The sequence below is a fragment of the Devosia sp. 63-57 genome, assembly GCF_001899045.1.
GTDB classification, from domain to species: domain Bacteria; phylum Pseudomonadota; class Alphaproteobacteria; order Rhizobiales; family Devosiaceae; genus Devosia; species Devosia equisanguinis.
On the sequence record NZ_MKUY01000003.1, the window covers coordinates 334,011 to 348,747 of the forward strand.

General features: G+C 60.1%; 26 protein-coding genes. All 26 read right to left on the minus strand.

Going from position 1 to position 14,737, the window contains the following annotated elements:
- Positions 1–88: 88 nt before the first annotated feature.
- The 26 genes from rplO to BGO80_RS01785 all read right to left on the minus strand — a co-directional run bounded on the left by rplO (position 89) and on the right by BGO80_RS01785 (position 14,687).
- Positions 89–589, minus strand: a complete 501-nt coding sequence (gene rplO / locus BGO80_RS01660; RefSeq protein WP_126151770.1) for a 50S ribosomal protein L15 — start codon at positions 587–589, stop codon at positions 89–91.
- Between the two features lie 13 nt (positions 590–602).
- The gene (gene rpmD / locus BGO80_RS01665; protein ID WP_126151771.1) at positions 603–791 is read right to left on the minus strand and encodes a 50S ribosomal protein L30; all 189 of its coding nucleotides are present in this window, start codon (positions 789–791) and stop codon (positions 603–605) included.
- 21 nt (positions 792–812) lie between these two features.
- Positions 813–1,346, minus strand: coding sequence for a 30S ribosomal protein S5 (rpsE, locus tag BGO80_RS01670; RefSeq protein WP_126151772.1), 534 nt, complete (start codon positions 1,344–1,346; stop codon positions 813–815).
- Between the two features lie 21 nt (positions 1,347–1,367).
- The gene (rplR, locus tag BGO80_RS01675) at positions 1,368–1,730 is read right to left on the minus strand and encodes a 50S ribosomal protein L18 (RefSeq protein WP_126151773.1); all 363 of its coding nucleotides are present in this window, start codon (positions 1,728–1,730) and stop codon (positions 1,368–1,370) included.
- 12 nt (positions 1,731–1,742) lie between these two features.
- On the minus strand, positions 1,743–2,276 hold the full coding sequence (gene rplF / locus BGO80_RS01680) for a 50S ribosomal protein L6 (protein ID WP_126151774.1): 534 nt from the start codon (positions 2,274–2,276) through the stop codon (positions 1,743–1,745).
- Positions 2,277–2,323: 47 nt separating this feature from the next.
- Positions 2,324–2,722 carry a 30S ribosomal protein S8 gene (gene rpsH / locus BGO80_RS01685; RefSeq protein ID WP_126151775.1) on the minus strand — a complete coding sequence of 133 codons (399 nt, stop codon included), beginning with the start codon at positions 2,720–2,722 and terminating at the stop codon, positions 2,324–2,326.
- 13 nt (positions 2,723–2,735) lie between these two features.
- On the minus strand, positions 2,736–3,041 hold the full coding sequence (rpsN, locus tag BGO80_RS01690) for a 30S ribosomal protein S14 (RefSeq protein WP_126151776.1): 306 nt from the start codon (positions 3,039–3,041) through the stop codon (positions 2,736–2,738).
- 30 nt (positions 3,042–3,071) lie between these two features.
- Complete coding sequence (gene rplE, locus BGO80_RS01695; RefSeq protein WP_126151777.1) at positions 3,072–3,629, minus strand: 50S ribosomal protein L5; 558 nt, start codon at positions 3,627–3,629, stop codon at positions 3,072–3,074.
- Positions 3,622–3,933, minus strand: a complete 312-nt coding sequence (rplX, locus tag BGO80_RS01700; RefSeq protein ID WP_286718514.1) for a 50S ribosomal protein L24 — start codon at positions 3,931–3,933, stop codon at positions 3,622–3,624. Before rplX ends, rplE begins: the two co-directional genes overlap by 8 nt.
- Entirely contained in the window at positions 3,933–4,301 is a 369-nt protein-coding gene (gene rplN / locus BGO80_RS01705; protein WP_126151779.1) for a 50S ribosomal protein L14, read from the minus strand. The genes rplX and rplN overlap by 1 nt, the downstream gene beginning before the upstream one ends.
- Before the next feature lie 65 nt (positions 4,302–4,366).
- Positions 4,367–4,600: a 30S ribosomal protein S17 gene (rpsQ, locus tag BGO80_RS01710; protein WP_046104451.1), complete on the minus strand. Its 234-nt coding sequence runs from the start codon at positions 4,598–4,600 to the stop codon at positions 4,367–4,369.
- A 12-nt stretch (positions 4,601–4,612) separates the two neighbouring features.
- On the minus strand, positions 4,613–4,807 hold the full coding sequence (gene rpmC, locus BGO80_RS01715; RefSeq protein ID WP_046104452.1) for a 50S ribosomal protein L29: 195 nt from the start codon (positions 4,805–4,807) through the stop codon (positions 4,613–4,615).
- Between the two features lie 11 nt (positions 4,808–4,818).
- The gene (gene rplP / locus BGO80_RS01720) at positions 4,819–5,232 is read right to left on the minus strand and encodes a 50S ribosomal protein L16 (protein ID WP_126151780.1); all 414 of its coding nucleotides are present in this window, start codon (positions 5,230–5,232) and stop codon (positions 4,819–4,821) included.
- Positions 5,233–5,247: 15 nt separating this feature from the next.
- The gene (rpsC, locus tag BGO80_RS01725) at positions 5,248–5,985 is read right to left on the minus strand and encodes a 30S ribosomal protein S3 (RefSeq protein ID WP_126151781.1); all 738 of its coding nucleotides are present in this window, start codon (positions 5,983–5,985) and stop codon (positions 5,248–5,250) included.
- A complete protein-coding gene (gene rplV, locus BGO80_RS01730) occupies positions 5,985–6,365 on the minus strand; it encodes a 50S ribosomal protein L22 (RefSeq protein ID WP_126151782.1) in 381 nt (126 codons plus the stop codon). Before rplV ends, rpsC begins: the two co-directional genes overlap by 1 nt.
- Position 6,366: 1 nt before the next feature.
- The gene (rpsS, locus tag BGO80_RS01735; RefSeq protein WP_126151783.1) at positions 6,367–6,645 is read right to left on the minus strand and encodes a 30S ribosomal protein S19; all 279 of its coding nucleotides are present in this window, start codon (positions 6,643–6,645) and stop codon (positions 6,367–6,369) included.
- A 3-nt stretch (positions 6,646–6,648) separates the two neighbouring features.
- A complete protein-coding gene (rplB, locus tag BGO80_RS01740) occupies positions 6,649–7,488 on the minus strand; it encodes a 50S ribosomal protein L2 (RefSeq protein ID WP_126151784.1) in 840 nt (279 codons plus the stop codon).
- An 18-nt stretch (positions 7,489–7,506) separates the two neighbouring features.
- Positions 7,507–7,800: a 50S ribosomal protein L23 gene (locus tag BGO80_RS01745; RefSeq protein WP_126151785.1), complete on the minus strand. Its 294-nt coding sequence runs from the start codon at positions 7,798–7,800 to the stop codon at positions 7,507–7,509.
- Positions 7,797–8,417: a 50S ribosomal protein L4 gene (rplD, locus tag BGO80_RS01750; protein ID WP_286718534.1), complete on the minus strand. Its 621-nt coding sequence runs from the start codon at positions 8,415–8,417 to the stop codon at positions 7,797–7,799. The genes BGO80_RS01745 and rplD overlap by 4 nt, the downstream gene beginning before the upstream one ends.
- On the minus strand, positions 8,418–9,113 hold the full coding sequence (gene rplC / locus BGO80_RS01755; RefSeq protein WP_126151809.1) for a 50S ribosomal protein L3: 696 nt from the start codon (positions 9,111–9,113) through the stop codon (positions 8,418–8,420). It abuts the gene before it with no gap.
- Positions 9,114–9,197: 84 nt separating this feature from the next.
- Positions 9,198–9,506, minus strand: coding sequence for a 30S ribosomal protein S10 (gene rpsJ / locus BGO80_RS01760; RefSeq protein WP_035080820.1), 309 nt, complete (start codon positions 9,504–9,506; stop codon positions 9,198–9,200).
- Between the two features lie 67 nt (positions 9,507–9,573).
- Positions 9,574–10,764 carry an elongation factor Tu gene (tuf, locus tag BGO80_RS01765; protein ID WP_126151787.1) on the minus strand — a complete coding sequence of 397 codons (1,191 nt, stop codon included), beginning with the start codon at positions 10,762–10,764 and terminating at the stop codon, positions 9,574–9,576.
- Positions 10,765–10,830: 66 nt separating this feature from the next.
- Positions 10,831–12,921: an elongation factor G gene (gene fusA / locus BGO80_RS01770; RefSeq protein WP_286718545.1), complete on the minus strand. Its 2,091-nt coding sequence runs from the start codon at positions 12,919–12,921 to the stop codon at positions 10,831–10,833.
- Between the two features lie 12 nt (positions 12,922–12,933).
- Complete coding sequence (gene rpsG / locus BGO80_RS01775; RefSeq protein ID WP_126151789.1) at positions 12,934–13,404, minus strand: 30S ribosomal protein S7; 471 nt, start codon at positions 13,402–13,404, stop codon at positions 12,934–12,936.
- 12 nt (positions 13,405–13,416) lie between these two features.
- Positions 13,417–13,788 (minus strand): 30S ribosomal protein S12, encoded by a 372-nt coding sequence (rpsL, locus tag BGO80_RS01780; RefSeq protein WP_035080811.1) that lies wholly within the window; start codon positions 13,786–13,788, stop codon positions 13,417–13,419.
- 455 nt (positions 13,789–14,243) lie between these two features.
- The gene (locus BGO80_RS01785; RefSeq protein WP_126151790.1) at positions 14,244–14,687 is read right to left on the minus strand and encodes a YdeI/OmpD-associated family protein; all 444 of its coding nucleotides are present in this window, start codon (positions 14,685–14,687) and stop codon (positions 14,244–14,246) included.
- Positions 14,688–14,737 lie beyond the last annotated feature (50 nt).

Consider the following 14,737-nt stretch of genomic DNA (forward strand, 5'->3'; position numbering starts at 1 on the left):
GAGCATATATGGGATATGTGCCACCCAGACGCAACAAACCAAAAGAGCGCACCCGGTCGGGATGACCGCGTGCGCCCTGCCGAGTCAATTACTTGGCGTAGGGGGTCTTCTTCCAGGTCTCTTTGACCGGGATGAGATCGACCTTACCGCCGGCAGCCTCGATGGCAGCGGCAGCGCCCTTGGTCACGTAGTCGACCTTGAAGGTAACCTTCTTGGCCGAGAAGCCTTCCGAACCGATCAGGCGCACGCCGTCCTTGGGACGACGGATCACGCCAGCTGCAACCAGAGCCGCAGCGTCGATGACGCCCTTGGCATCCAGCTTGCCGCTGTCGATATAGGCCTGGACGCGGTCGATGCGGACCTGGTTCCAATCCTTGGGGTTCCAAGCATTGAAGCCACGCTTCGGCATACGCATGTGAAGGGGCATCTGGCCGCCTTCGAAGCCGTTGATGGCGACACCGGCACGGGCCGTCTGGCCCTTGCCGCCGCGACCACCGGTCTTGCCGACACCCGAACCAATGCCACGGCCGATGCGGACGCGGACCTTGTTGGCGCCGGGATTGTCACGAAGTTCGTTCAAACGGGTCATTGGTCTGGCTCCCTTACTCGCCGACGACGCGGACGAGGTGCGGGATCTTGTTGATCATGCCGCGAACTTCCGGCGTATCAACGAGCTCGCGCTCTTTGTTCATCTTGTTCAGCCCGAGACCGATAAGGGTCGCGCGCTGGCTCTTTTCGCGGCGGATCGGCGAACCGATCTGCTTGACGACGATCGTCTTGTTCTTTGCCATAATGCTTCTCCGAGCCTGCTATCAGGCTTCGACGGCAGCCTCGCCGCGGCGAGCCTGCAGTTCGGAAACCTTGAGGCCGCGACGGGCAGCCACCGAACGGGGGCTGTCAACGCGCTTGAGCGCATCGAAGGTGGCGCGAACCATGTTGTAGGGATTTGCCGTGCCCTGGGACTTGGCGACGATGTCGTTGATGCCCAGCGTCTCGAAGACGGCGCGCATCGGACCACCGGCGATGATACCGGTACCCGGAACGGCGGCACGCAGGATCACCTTACCAGCGCCGTGGCGACCGGCCACGTCGTGGTGAAGGGTGCGGGCATCGCGAAGCGGCACGCGGATCATCTGGCGCTTGGCCTGCTCGGTTGCCTTGCGGATAGCCTCAGGAACTTCACGGGCCTTGCCGTGACCGAAACCGACGCGACCCTTCTGGTCACCGACAACGACGAGGGCGGCAAAACCAAAGCGACGGCCGCCCTTCACAACCTTGGCCACACGATTGATGTGGACCAGGCGATCGACGAACTCGCTTTCGCGCTCTTGAACGTCTCTGCTCATAATTCTTCTTCCTCGCCGTGGTTAGAACTGCAGACCGCCCTCGCGGGCAGCATCTGCAAGGGCCTTGACACGGCCATGATAGATATAGGCGCCACGGTCGAAGACCACTTCACCCACGCCGGCCTTGACGCCGCGCTCGGCAATCAACTTGCCAACGGCACTGGCGGCCTCGGCGTTCGAACCACTCTTGAGAGCGGTGCGCAGATCCTTGTCCAGGGTCGAAGCGGCAGCCAGCGTACGGCCGGATGCGTCGTCGATGATCTGGGCGTAAATATTCTTGTCCGAACGGAAAACCGACAGACGGGGACGACCAAAGGCACGAGCCTTGAGCGCCTTGCGGACACGGGCCTTGCGGCGCTCCGCGCCCTTTGCAGAAATTGCCATTTCCGGCGCTCCTTACTTCTTCTTGCCTTCTTTGCGGAAGACCTGCTCGCCCGCGTAACGCACGCCCTTGCCCTTGTAGGGCTCGGGGGGACGCCAGCTGCGGATCTCGGCCGCAACCTGACCGACCTGCTGCTTATCGGTGCCGGTAACGACGATCTCAGTCGGCACGGGCACAGCGAGGGTGATACCCTGAGGAGCCTGATAGATCACTTCATGGCTGAAGCCCAGCGACAGCTTGACGTCCTTGCCCTGCATTGCAGCGCGGTAACCGACGCCCTGGATGGCGAGCTTCTTCTCGAAGCCGGCGCTCACCCCGGTGACCAGGTTCTGGATCAGCGCGCGGGTGGTGCCCCAGGCAGCGCGAGCCTCACGGGTGTCGTTGGCAGGGGTGATGACGATGCCATCGGCGCCCTGCTCTACATTGACGATATCCATGAGCGTGAGGCTCAGTTCGCCCTTCGGGCCCTTGGCGCTCACGACACGACCATTGATCGTGACCGTAACGCCATTTACCGGGGCCACCGGTTTCTTGCCAGTACGTGACATATTGATTCCTTGAGTAATCGTCTTGCCGATCTTCTAAGCCGGGTGGCTTAGAAGACGCGGCAGAGTACCTCGCCACCCACATTGGCAGCCTTGGCTTCGTGGTCGGCCATCACGCCCTTCGGCGTAGACAGGATCGAAACACCCAGACCATTGGCAACCTGTGGAATATTCTTCACCGACGCATAGACGCGGCGGCCGGGACGGGAAACGCGCTCGATGGTGCGGATCACGCCTTCATTTTCCGAATACTTAAGTTCGATTTCGTATTCGGCAGCACCGTTCTCGAACTTGGTCTCCGAATAGCCGCGGATGAAACCCTCGGACTGGAGAACATCCAGCACACGACCACGAAGGGTCGACGCCGGCGTCGTAACGGAATTCTTGCGACGCTCCTGAGCGTTGCGGATGCGAGTCAGCATATCGCCGATGGGATCGGAAAAGCTCATCTCTAGTTTCTCCTTACCAGCTCGACTTCACCAGACCCGGGATCAAACCCAGGTTGCCCAGCTGACGCAGGGCAATACGGCTCATCTTGAGCTTGCGATAGTAACCACGCGGACGACCCGACACTTCGCAACGGTTGCGAATGCGGACCTTGGCCGAGTTGCGCGGCAGCTCAGCCAGCTTGAGGCTGGCCTTGAAGCGCTCTTCGATCGGCGCTTCCTGGTTCTTGATGGTGGCCTTGAGAGCAGCGCGCTTGTCGCCAAACTGCTTCGCCAGGGCGGCACGCTTCTTGTTCTTTTCGATGGAGCTGGTCTTTGCCATATCCTGATCCTTTATCCCTTCCCTATCCGCTTACTGGCGGAAGGGGAAGTTGAAAGCCTTGAGAAGCGCACGCGCCTCATCATCGTTCTTGGCCGTCGTGGCAACCACGATGTCCATGCCCCAAACCTGATCGATCTGATCGTAGTTGATTTCGGGGAAGATGATGTGTTCCTTGATGCCGAAGGCATAGTTGCCACGGCCGTCAAAGGCGTTCGGGTTGAGGCCACGGAAGTCACGGACGCGCGGCAGGGCGATGTTCACCAGGCGGTCCAGGAATTCATACATACGGGCCTTGCGCAGGGTCACCTTGACACCCAGCGGCATGTTCTCGCGGACCTTGAAGCCTGCGATGGACTTGCGCGCATGGGTGATAACGGGCTTCTGGCCCGCAATCTTCTGCAGCTCGTCAGCAGCCGACTTCACCTTCTTGGTGTCGTTGACAGCTTCACCAACGCCGATGTTCAGGACGATCTTGTCCAGGCGCGGGAGTTCCATGACGTTCTTGTAGGCAAACTGCTCACGCAGGGCCGCCTTGATCGTCTGGTCGTATTCGGTCCGGAGACGCGGAACGTAAGCGGTCTCAGCCATCGATCTGATCTCCGGTGGTCTTGGCGACGCGGGACTTCACGCCGTCCTTGATCTGGAAACCGACGCGGGTCGGCTTGCCCTGAGCGTCGGCAACTGCCAGGTTCGACAGGTGGATCGGCGCTTCCTTGGTGAAGATGCCGGCGTCCTGTGATGCAGTCTGCTTCTGGTGACGACGGACCAGGTTGATACCCTGGACGATCGCGCGGGTTTCGGACGGGATGACAGACAGGACCTGACCGGTCTTGCCCTTGTCCTTGCCGGCCAGGACGACGACCTTGTCGCCCTTCTTAATCTTGGCGGCCATTACAGCACCTCTGGGGCAAGCGAGATGATCTTCATGTGGTTCTTGGCGCGGAGTTCGCGCGGAACCGGTCCGAAGATACGGGTGCCGATCGGCTCCTTCTGATTGTTCAGAAGAACGGCGGCGTTCTTGTCGAAACGAATGACGGTGCCATCGGCCCGGCGGATGTCGGTTGCGGTGCGAACCACAACAGCCTTCATCACCTGGCCCTTCTTAACGCGGCCGCGCGGAATAGCGTCCTTGACCGAAACGACGATAATGTCGCCGACCGAGGCGTATTTACGATGCGAACCGCCCAGCACCTTGATGCACATGACTCGCTTGGCGCCGGAATTATCGGCGACGTCGAGATTGGACTGCATCTGGATCATGACTGGATGCCTTCTAGTTGGACCGGCTGCACCGTCATCCGGCGCGCCGACCTGAATTGTTTCTCTTACGCAGACGGAACAAGCGCCCAGCGCTTGTTCTTACTGATCGGCGCGGTTTCCTCGATCCACACGGTCTGACCGACCTTTGCCACATTATTTTCATCATGGGCGTGGTACTTCTTGGAACGACGCACGGTCTTCTTCAGAAGCGGATGAGTGAAACGGCGCTCGACGCGAACCACGATGGTCTTGTCATTGGCGTCGGAGACCACAGTCCCCTGCAAAACGCGCTTTGGCATGGGTTTTATTCCTTACTTAGCTGCGTTCTTCTGGGTCAGGATCGTCTTGATCCGCGCGATATCGCGACGGACTTCCTTGACCCGGGCCGGCTTTTCCAACTGCTGGGTAGCGCGCTGGAAACGCAGGTTGAACTGTTCTTTCTTCAGGTCGACGAGCTGATCTTTCAGTTCGTCTGCGGTCTTGGCCCGCACATCACTGGCTTTCATGCTCGTGTTCCTTAGTCAGCAATACGCGTAATGATACGCGTGGTGATCGGCAACTTCATTGCACCGAGGCGAAGCGCCTCCTTTGCAACGTCTTCGGGCACGCCGTCAATCTCAAAAACGATACGACCCGGTTTTACGCGTGCGGCCCAGTACTCGACAGAACCCTTACCCTTACCCATACGGACTTCGGTAGGCTTCTTGGAAACCGGCAGATCCGGGAAAATCCGGATCCACACGCGGCCCTGACGCTTCATTTCGCGAGTGATCGCGCGGCGGGCAGCTTCGATCTGGCGGGCAGTCACGCGTTCCGGCTCGGTGGCCTTGAGTGCGTACTGGCCGAAAGCCAGATCGGTACCACCCTTGGCCAGGCCATGGATGCGACCCTTGTGGGCCTTGCGGAACTTAGTTCTCTTCGGTTGCAGCATAATGAACTAACCTTCTTATGCGCGTTCGCGGTCGCGGTCGCCGCGTTCACGGCGCGGTTCGCGCTCGCTACGCTGACCACCTTCACTACCTTCGGTAGCGCGACGTTCATGGGCCGACGGATCATGCTCGAGGACTTCGCCCTTGAAGATCCAGACCTTGATACCGATGATGCCGTAAGTGGTTTCGGCTTCGGCGGTACCATAGTCGATGTCAGCACGCAGGGTGTGCAGCGGCACGCGGCCTTCGCGGTACCATTCGGTACGAGCGATGTCGGCACCACCGAGACGACCACCGACATTGACGCGGATACCACCGGCGCCCATGCGGATTGCGGTCTGCACGGCGCGCTTCATGGCGCGACGGAATGCCACACGACGTTCCAGCTGCTGGGCAATGCCCTGGGCAACCAGCGTCGCATCGGTTTCCGGCTTGCGCACTTCAACGATGTTGATGTGCACTTCGCTGTCGGTGAACTTCTTCACCTTGGCGCGGATCTTGTCGATGTCAGCGCCCTTCTTGCCGATCACGATGCCCGGACGGGCAGTGTGGATCGACACGCGGCACTTGCGGTGCGGACGCTCGATGACGATCTTGGAAACCGCAGCGGCCTTCAGGTCTTCCATCAGAGCCGTACGGATCTTCAGGTCTTCCTGCAGCAGCGTGCCGTATTCGCCCTTATTGGCGTACCAGCGGCTGTCCCAGGTGCGGTTGATGCCGAGGCGGAAGCCGATCGGATTGATTTTCTGGCCCATTATGCGGCCTCCTCAACTTGCCGGACGACGATCGTCAGATGCGAGAACGGCTTCTCGATACGTGCCGACTTGCCGCGACCGCGGGCGGTGAAACGCTTCATGACAAGCGAATTACCAACGAAGGCTTCGGCAACGACGAGAGCGTCGGTGTCCAGGCCATGGTTGTTCTCGGCGTTGGCGATGGCGCTTTCCAGCACCTTCTTCACCTGGCCGGAGATACGCTTGTGGCTGAATTCGAGATCGGCCAGAGCACGTTCGACCTTCTTGCCACGGATCAACTGCGCGACGAGGTTCAGCTTCTGAGGGCTGATGCGCAGCATGCGCAGCACAGCCTTGGCCTCGTTATCCTTGAGAGCGCGCTCAGTCTTTGGCTTGCCCATCTTACTTCCTCTTGGCCTTCTTGTCGGCCGCGTGCCCGTAATAGGTACGGGTCGGAGCGAACTCACCAAACTTGTGGCCGATCATGTCTTCGGTGACGTTCACCGGAACATGCTTCTGACCATTGTGCACGCCGAACGTGATGCCGACGAACTGCGGCAGGATGGTCGAACGACGGGACCAGATCTTGACCACATCGCTGCGGCCAGAGGACTGGGCCTTCTCGGCCTTCTTGAGCAGATAGCCGTCGACGAACGGCCCCTTCCAAATCGAACGGGTCATGTCTTACCTGCCCTTCTTCACGTGACGGCTGCGAACGATGAACTGGTCCGTTGCCTTGTTGCTGCGGGTACGCTTGCCCTTGGTCGGCTTGCCCCACGGGCTCACCGGGTGACGGCCACCCGAGGTACGGCCTTCACCACCACCATGCGGGTGGTCGACCGGGTTCATGGTCACGCCGCGGTTGACCGGCTTCTTGCCGAGCCAGCGGTTGCGACCGGCCTTGCCGAGCGAGGTGTTGGCATGGTCCTGGTTGGACACGGCACCAACGGTCGCCAGACACGTGCCATGCACGCGGCGCTGCTCACCGGAGTTGAGGCGCAGAATGGCCCAACCATGGTCGCGACCCACATACTGGGCATAGGCACCGGCAGAACGAGCCACCTGGCCACCCTTGCGGGGCTTGAGCTCGATGTTGTGCACGATGGTACCGACCGGCATGCGCTCGAGCGGCATCGCATTGCCCGGCTTCACGTCGACAGTGTTCATCGAGGAGATGACCTTGTCGCCGGCAGTCAGGCGCTGGGGCGCAACGATATAGGCGAGCTCGCCATCTTCGTACTTGATCAGCGCGATCCAGGCGGTGCGGTTCGGATCGTATTCGAGACGTTCTACGGTCCCGACTGCGTCGAACTTCACGCGCTTGAAGTCGATGGTGCGGTAGCTGCGCTTGTGACCACCACCACGGTGATAGGCAGTGATGCGGCCACGGTTGTTACGACCACCGGTCTTGTTGAGGCCTTCGGTCAAAGCCTTGACCGGGGCGCCCTTCCACAGTTCCGAACGGTCGGTCGTGATCAGGGTACGACGGCCTTCGGAGGTGGGATTGTAAGTCTTTAGAGCCATTTTGTTCTGTCTCTTCCCTTAGAGGCCGGTCGAAATATCGATCGACTGGCCGTCGACGAGGGTCACGATCGCCTTCTTGACGTCGTTGCGAACACCGACGCGACCACGGAAGCGCTTCACCTTGCCCTTGCGGACGAGGGTGTTCACCGCCTTGACCTTGACCGAAAACAGCTGCTCGACGGCGGCCTTGATGTCGGTCTTGTTGGCGTCGATGGCAACGTCGAAGACAACCTGGTTGGCTTCAGAAGCCATGGTCGACTTTTCCGTCACGACGGGGTTACGAATGATGTCGTATGCGTCAAGCTTGTTCATGCGAACCTCGCTTCGAGCGCTTCGAGCGCTGCCTTGGTGAGGACGAGCTTGTCGCGCTTCAGGATCGACACAACGTTGATCCCCTGGATCGGCAGCACGTCGATATTCGGGATGTTGCGGGCGGCCAGAGCAAAGTTCTGGTCGACATCAGCGCCGTCGATGATCAGCACGTTTGCCCAGTCGAGCTTGCCGAATGTCGTCCGCAGAGCTGCAGTCTTGGCTTCCTTCTGGGCGACGCTGTCGATGACGATCAGCGAGCCAGCCTGGGCCTTGGACGACAGAGCATGCTTCAGAGCCAGGACGCGAACCTTCTTGGGAAGGTCGATGGCGTGGCTGCGCGGGGTCGGACCGAATGCACGGCCACCACCACGGAACTGCGGAGCCTTGCGATCGCCGTGACGAGCGCCGCCAGAACCCTTCTGCTTCACGAACTTCTTGCCCGTGCGCACGCCTTCCGACCGGTTCTTCACGTCATGCGTGCCGGCCATGGCCTTGAGCTGCTGGTAGCGAACCATGCGGTGGAGGATATCCGGGCGGACTTCAAGGCCGAACACATCGTCCTTGAGATCGACCGTACCGGCGGCCTTGCCGTCGAGAGTGGTTACCTTGAGTTCCATTTACTTCGCTTCTCCCGCAGCTGCGGCCTCGAACGAACCCGGCAGGGCAGCGTTCGCGGGAGCCGGCTTCTTGACGGCGTCCTTGACCATAATCCACGCGCCCTTGGCGCCCGGAACCGAACCCTGGATCAGGATCAGGCCGCGCTCGACGTCGGTCTTGACGACCTTGACGTTCTGCGTGGTGATGCGACGATCGCCCATGTGGCCCGGCATCTTCTTGTTCTTGAAGGTCTTGCCCGGATCCTGACGCTGACCGGTCGAACCGATCGAGCGGTGGGAGACGGACACACCGTGCGAGGCGCGCAGACCACCGAAGTTCCAACGCTTCATACCGCCGGCAAAACCCTTACCGATGGATGTTCCGGTCACGTCGACCAGCTGACCTTCGGAGAAGTGGTCGGCCTTCAGAGTGGCGCCAACTTCGATCAGGTTCTCGGCATCGACGCGGAATTCTGCGACGTGACGCTTGGGTTCGACCTTGGCGACGGCATACTGCCCACGCTCGGCCTTGGAAACATTCTTGGCCTTTGCCTGGCCAGCGCCGAGCTGCAGCGCTGTATAACCGTCCTTGTCAACGGTCCGCTGGCCCACCACCTGGCAATTCTGCAGGCTAAGCACCGTCACGGGGACGTGCGAGCCGTCCTCGGCGAAGATGCGGGTCATACCCAGCTTCTGTGCGATCAATCCAGAACGCATCGGTTTTACCTTCTCTTTGGCGCTCTGCCGGGTCATGATTTCAGAGGACCCTTTTTGCGGCAGGCGCGGAAACTTTTGTTCGTCTTACAGCTTGATTTCGACGTCGACGCCGGCGGCGAGATCGAGCTTCATCAGCGCATCGACCGTTTGGGGAGTCGGGTCCACAATGTCAAGCAAACGCTTGTGGGTCCGAATCTCGAACTGCTCACGTGCCTTCTTATCGATATGCGGCGAGCGGTTCACGGTGAATTTGTCGATGCGGGTCGGCAGCGGGATAGGACCGCGAACCTGTGCACCCGTACGCTTGGCGGTATTGACGATCTCGCGGGTCGAGGTGTCGAGTACGCGATGGTCAAACGCCTTGAGGCGGATGCGGATATTCTGACCGTTCATCTTCACAATCCTGACATAAAAGGTTCGCGGCGCGCTCAATCGCGCGCCGCGAATATCTTTAGATTGATTACTTCAGGATCTTGGCGACGACGCCCGAACCCACGGTACGGCCGCCTTCACGGATAGCGAAGCGGAGCTTTTCTTCCATAGCGATCGGCACGATCAGCTGAACATTGATGTTCAGGTTGTCGCCCGGCATCACCATTTCGGTGCCTTCCGGCAGCGTCACGATACCGGTCACGTCGGTGGTGCGGAAGTAGAACTGCGGACGGTAGTTCGCAAAGAACGGGGTGTGACGGCCGCCTTCTTCCTTGGTGAGGATGTAAACCTCAGCCGTGAAGTCGGTGTGCGGGGTCACTGAACCGGGCTTGCAGAGAACCTGGCCGCGCTCCACCTGGGTACGGTCGATACCACGGATCAGAGCGCCGATGTTGTCGCCAGCCTCACCCGAGTCGAGCAGCTTGCGGAACATTTCCACGCCGGTGACGGTGGTCTTCTGGGTGGCCTTGATGCCGACGATTTCGACTTCTTCGCCGACCTTGACGATGCCGCGCTCAACGCGACCGGTCACCACGGTACCACGACCCGAGATCGAGAACACGTCTTCGATCGGCAGCAGGAAGGGCTGGTCGACCGGACGTTCCGGCTGCGGGATGTATTCATCGACATTGCGCATCAGCTCGAGAACGGCGTCGTGGCCGATCTTCGGATCGCGATCTTCGAGGGCGGCGAGAGCCGAACCCTTGACGACCGGGATGTCATCGCCAGGGAAGTCGTACGAGGACAGCAGTTCGCGAACTTCGAGTTCGACGAGCTCGAGCAGTTCCGGATCGTCGACCAGGTCGACCTTGTTCAGGAACACGACCAGAGCCGGCACGCCGACCTGACGGGCGAGCAGGATGTGCTCACGGGTCTGGGGCATCGGGCCGTCAGCAGCGGACACCACGAGGATACCGCCGTCCATCTGGGCAGCGCCGGTGATCATGTTCTTCACATAGTCGGCGTGGCCGGGGCAGTCCACGTGAGCGTAGTGACGGTTGGCCGTCTCGTACTCGACGTGGGCAGTGTTGATGGTGATGCCGCGGGCCTTCTCTTCCGGAGCAGCGTCGATCTGGTCATACGCCTTGAAGGTGGCGCCGCCGGTCTCAGCCAGAACCTTGGTGATCGCTGCGGTCAGCGAGGTCTTGCCATGGTCAACGTGACCGATGGTGCCGATGTTAACGTGCGGCTTGCTGCGGGAAAACTTTTCCTTCGCCATCGCTTTTCTCCAAATTCGTCAGCGCAATCGCCGACATTCAGTTGAGTTTAGTAGCTTGCGCTGTTGTTAGGCGTATTTGGCCTGGACTTCGTCGGCGACAGCCTGCGGAACCTGCTCGTAATGGTCGAACGTCATCGTGTACTGAGCACGACCCTGGCTCATGGAGCGCAGCGAGTTCACATAACCGAACATGTTTGCAAGCGGCACGAACGCATTAACGACCTGGACAACACCACGGCTTTCAGTGCCCTGGATCTGCCCACGACGCGAGTTGAGGTCGCCGATGACATCGCCCATGTAATCGTCTGGCGTGACAACTTCAACCTTCATGATCGGCTCGAGGATCTTCGGGCCAGCTTCACGAAGGGCTTCACGGAAACCTGCACGGCCCGCGATTTCGAAGGCGAGGACCGAGGAGTCGACGTCGTGGTAGGCGCCATCGATGAGCGTGACCTTAACGTCCACCACCGGGAAGCCGATCAGCGGGCCTGCGCCCATGACCGACTCGATGCCCTTGCTGACACCCGGCACGTATTCCTTCGGCACAGCGCCACCAACGATGGCGTTGACGAATTCCAGGCCCTTGCCGACTTCACCCGGCTCGACAACAATCTTGATACGGGCGAACTGACCGGAACCACCAGACTGCTTCTTGTGGGTGTAGTCTTTTTCGGTCTTGCGCGTGATGGTCTCGCGATAGGCAACCTGCGGCTGACCGATATTGGCTTCGACCTTGAACTCGCGACGCATGCGGTCGACGAGAATGTCGAGATGGAGTTCACCCATGCCCGAGATGATGGTCTGGCCGGATTCTTCGTCGGTCTTGACGCGGAAGGACGGATCTTCGGCAGCCAGGCGGTTGAGGGCAAGACCCATCTTTTCCTGATCGGCCTTGGACTTCGGCTCGACGGAGATGTCGATAACCGGATCCGGGAAAATCATGCGCTCAAGGATCACCTGCGAATTGGTCGGCGCCAGGGTGTCACCAGTGGTGGTGTCCTTGAGACCAACGATAGCCACGATGTCGCCAGCAAAGGCTTCCGTGATCTGCTCGCGGCTGTTCGAATGCATCTGGAACATGCGGCCAACGCGCTCGCGCTTGCCCTTCACGGTATTTTCCAGCTGGATACCCGCCTCGAGGTGACCCGAATAGATGCGGCAGAAGGTCAGCGTACCCATGTGCGGGTCGTTGGCAATCTTGAAGGCCAGCATCGAGAGCGGCTCGTTGTCGTCAGCGTGACGCTCGATCGGCTCTTCCGTCTTGGCATCAATACCCTTGATGGCGGGGATATCGATCGGCGACGGCAGGAAGTCGATAACGCCGTCCAGCAGAGGCTGCACGCCCTTGTTCTTGAAGGCCGAGCCGGCAAACATCAGGAAGAACTTGGTCTCGATGACGCCCTTGCGGAGCAGACGACGAATGGTGTCGTTGTTCGGCACTTCCCCGTTGAGGTAGGCCTCCATCGCATCGTCATCCATTTCCACGGCGGCTTCAATCATGCGCTCGCGGAACTGTTCGGCTTTTTCCTTGAGATCGGCCGGAACTTCGACGATGTCCCACTGTGCGCCGAGCTCTTCGTTGCGCCAGACAAGGCCCTTCATCTCGATCAGGTCGACGACGCCCTTGAACTCGGTCTCGGCGCCGATCGGCAGCTGAACCGGAACGCCCTTGGCGCCAAGACGCGAACCAACCATCTCCACGCAGCGGTAGAAGTCGGCACCGATCTTGTCCATCTTGTTGACAAAGATCAGACGTGGAACGTGGTACTTGTCAGCCTGGCGCCAGACAGTCTCCGTCTGCGGCTCTACGCCGGCATTGGCGTCGAGCAGAGCGACAGCACCGTCGAGCACACGAAGCGAACGTTCAACTTCAATAGTGAAGTCCACGTGGCCGGGCGTGTCGATGATGTTGAAGCGGTGCTGCACGCCATCACGAGACTTCCACGACGTGGTCGTCGCAGCCGAAGTGATGGTGATGCCGCGTTCCTGCTCCTGCTCCATCCAGTCCATGGTCGAAGCACCATCATGGGTTTCGCCCATTTTATGGTTCTTGCCTGTGTAATACAGGATGCGCTCGGTCGTGGTCGTCTTGCCAGCATCGATGTGCGCCATGATGCCGAAGTTACGATAGAGATTAATGGCGGTTTCGCGTGCCATGAGGTGCTCCTACTACCAGCGGTAGTGCGAGAAGGCACGGTTGGCGTCAGCCATACGGTGCGTGTCTTCGCGTTTCTTGACGGCCTGACCGCGACCATTCATCGCATCCATGAGCTCGCCGGAGAGGCGTTCACGCATGGTGTTCTCGCCGCGCTTGCGGGCGGAATCGATGAGCCAACGGATGGCAAGGGCCTGCTGACGGTCAGCACGGACTTCGACCGGAACCTGGTAGGTTGCACCACCAACGCGGCGCGAACGCACTTCGACGGCCGGACGGATATTGTCCAGGGCGCCGTGGAACACGGTGATCGGGTCCTGCTTGGTCTTGGCTTCGACGATGTCGAAAGCGCCATAGACGATACCTTCAGCGGCCGACTTCTTGCCGTCCTTCATCAGGGAATTCATGAACTTGGTGACAACCAGATCGCCGAACTTGGGATCAGGAATAACGTCGCGTTTTTCTGCGCGGTGACGACGGGACATATCTCGATCTCCTTACTTCGGACGCTTCGCGCCGTACTTCGAACGACGCTGCTTGCGATCCTTCACGCTCTGCGTGTCGAGGACGCCGCGGAGCACGTGATAGCGAACACCCGGCAGGTCGCGAACGCGGCCGCCGCGGATGAGCACAACGGAGTGCTCCTGAAGGTTGTGACCTTCGCCCGGGATGTACGAAATCACTTCGCGCTGGTTGGTCAGGCGAACCTTGGCCACCTTGCGCAGAGCCGAGTTCGGCTTCTTCGGGGTCGTCGTGTACACACGGGAGCAAACGCCGCGCTTCTGCGGATTGGCTTCCATGGCCGGAACTTTGTTCCGCTTTGGCTTGCTGGCGCGTGGCTTGCGGATCAGCTGATTAATGGTGGGCATTGCGCTCTTTCCATTGTCCAAAATTCGGAGCCGCTCGCTGGCGAGAAGCCCCAGTACTTCAATCTCACGCCCCAGGGAGCGCTACGGTGGTCTACACAAGCAAACCAAAGCGGCGCTCGCCCGCACCCGACAAGGATACGGCGGCGCCTCAGTTGCAGCGGACCACCCGCCTTTCGGCAGCAGTCATGCGCACAAGGATTTGCGTCGTCTAGTTACCCGACAGTGTGTTTGATCGTCCTGGATTCCCGCTCAAGATGGCAGGGACCCGGTGTGACAATCACGACCGACCGCTTAGGTAGGCGCTGTTTAGAACCGATGACTCGTTCCGTCAAGGATTCTTTCGTGGAAAAACCGAGGCACAGCCATGCGTTTTGGACGCTAAGGCCATTTTAGCGCCCCCGGCTGCAACTGGACGGAGTTTTGCAAATCCGTTCGGAAGCCCCCTGCCCTCGCAGCTACTTCTGCCGTGCCTTCATAGCATCCACCACCTTGGCGATGCGCCTGGCGCGGGTCTCCTCCGATTTCGCATCGGTCACCGAAAGCACATGCCTGTTTTGGTTGCTATAGGAGAGACTTTGGAAGAAGGCCAGCGCGCCCTCATCCATTGCCAGCTCGCGGGCAAGGTCTTCAGGCACCTGCACCTCGCGCGGCGCTGTATCGAGCGCGATCTCGACTTCGATGGTTTCACCACCGACGAGCCCAGCCTCGACTCGACGCGCCGCACTCAAAGGGATCAGAGCCCGACCACCCATTGACCCGACCGTCGACCGATAGGTGAGCGCACCCGCCGTCAGCACCACCGCCGGACGCTTGCCGCCCCCAAGCGCGTCAAGCACCTCGGATGGAACTTCGATGCCGGTATTATTGCCGTCCAGAACCACCATTGTTGTGAACTTCATGCTCCGCCTCCCACTGTTGTCGCCAGAGCGATGAATGAGTGAACGCAGAA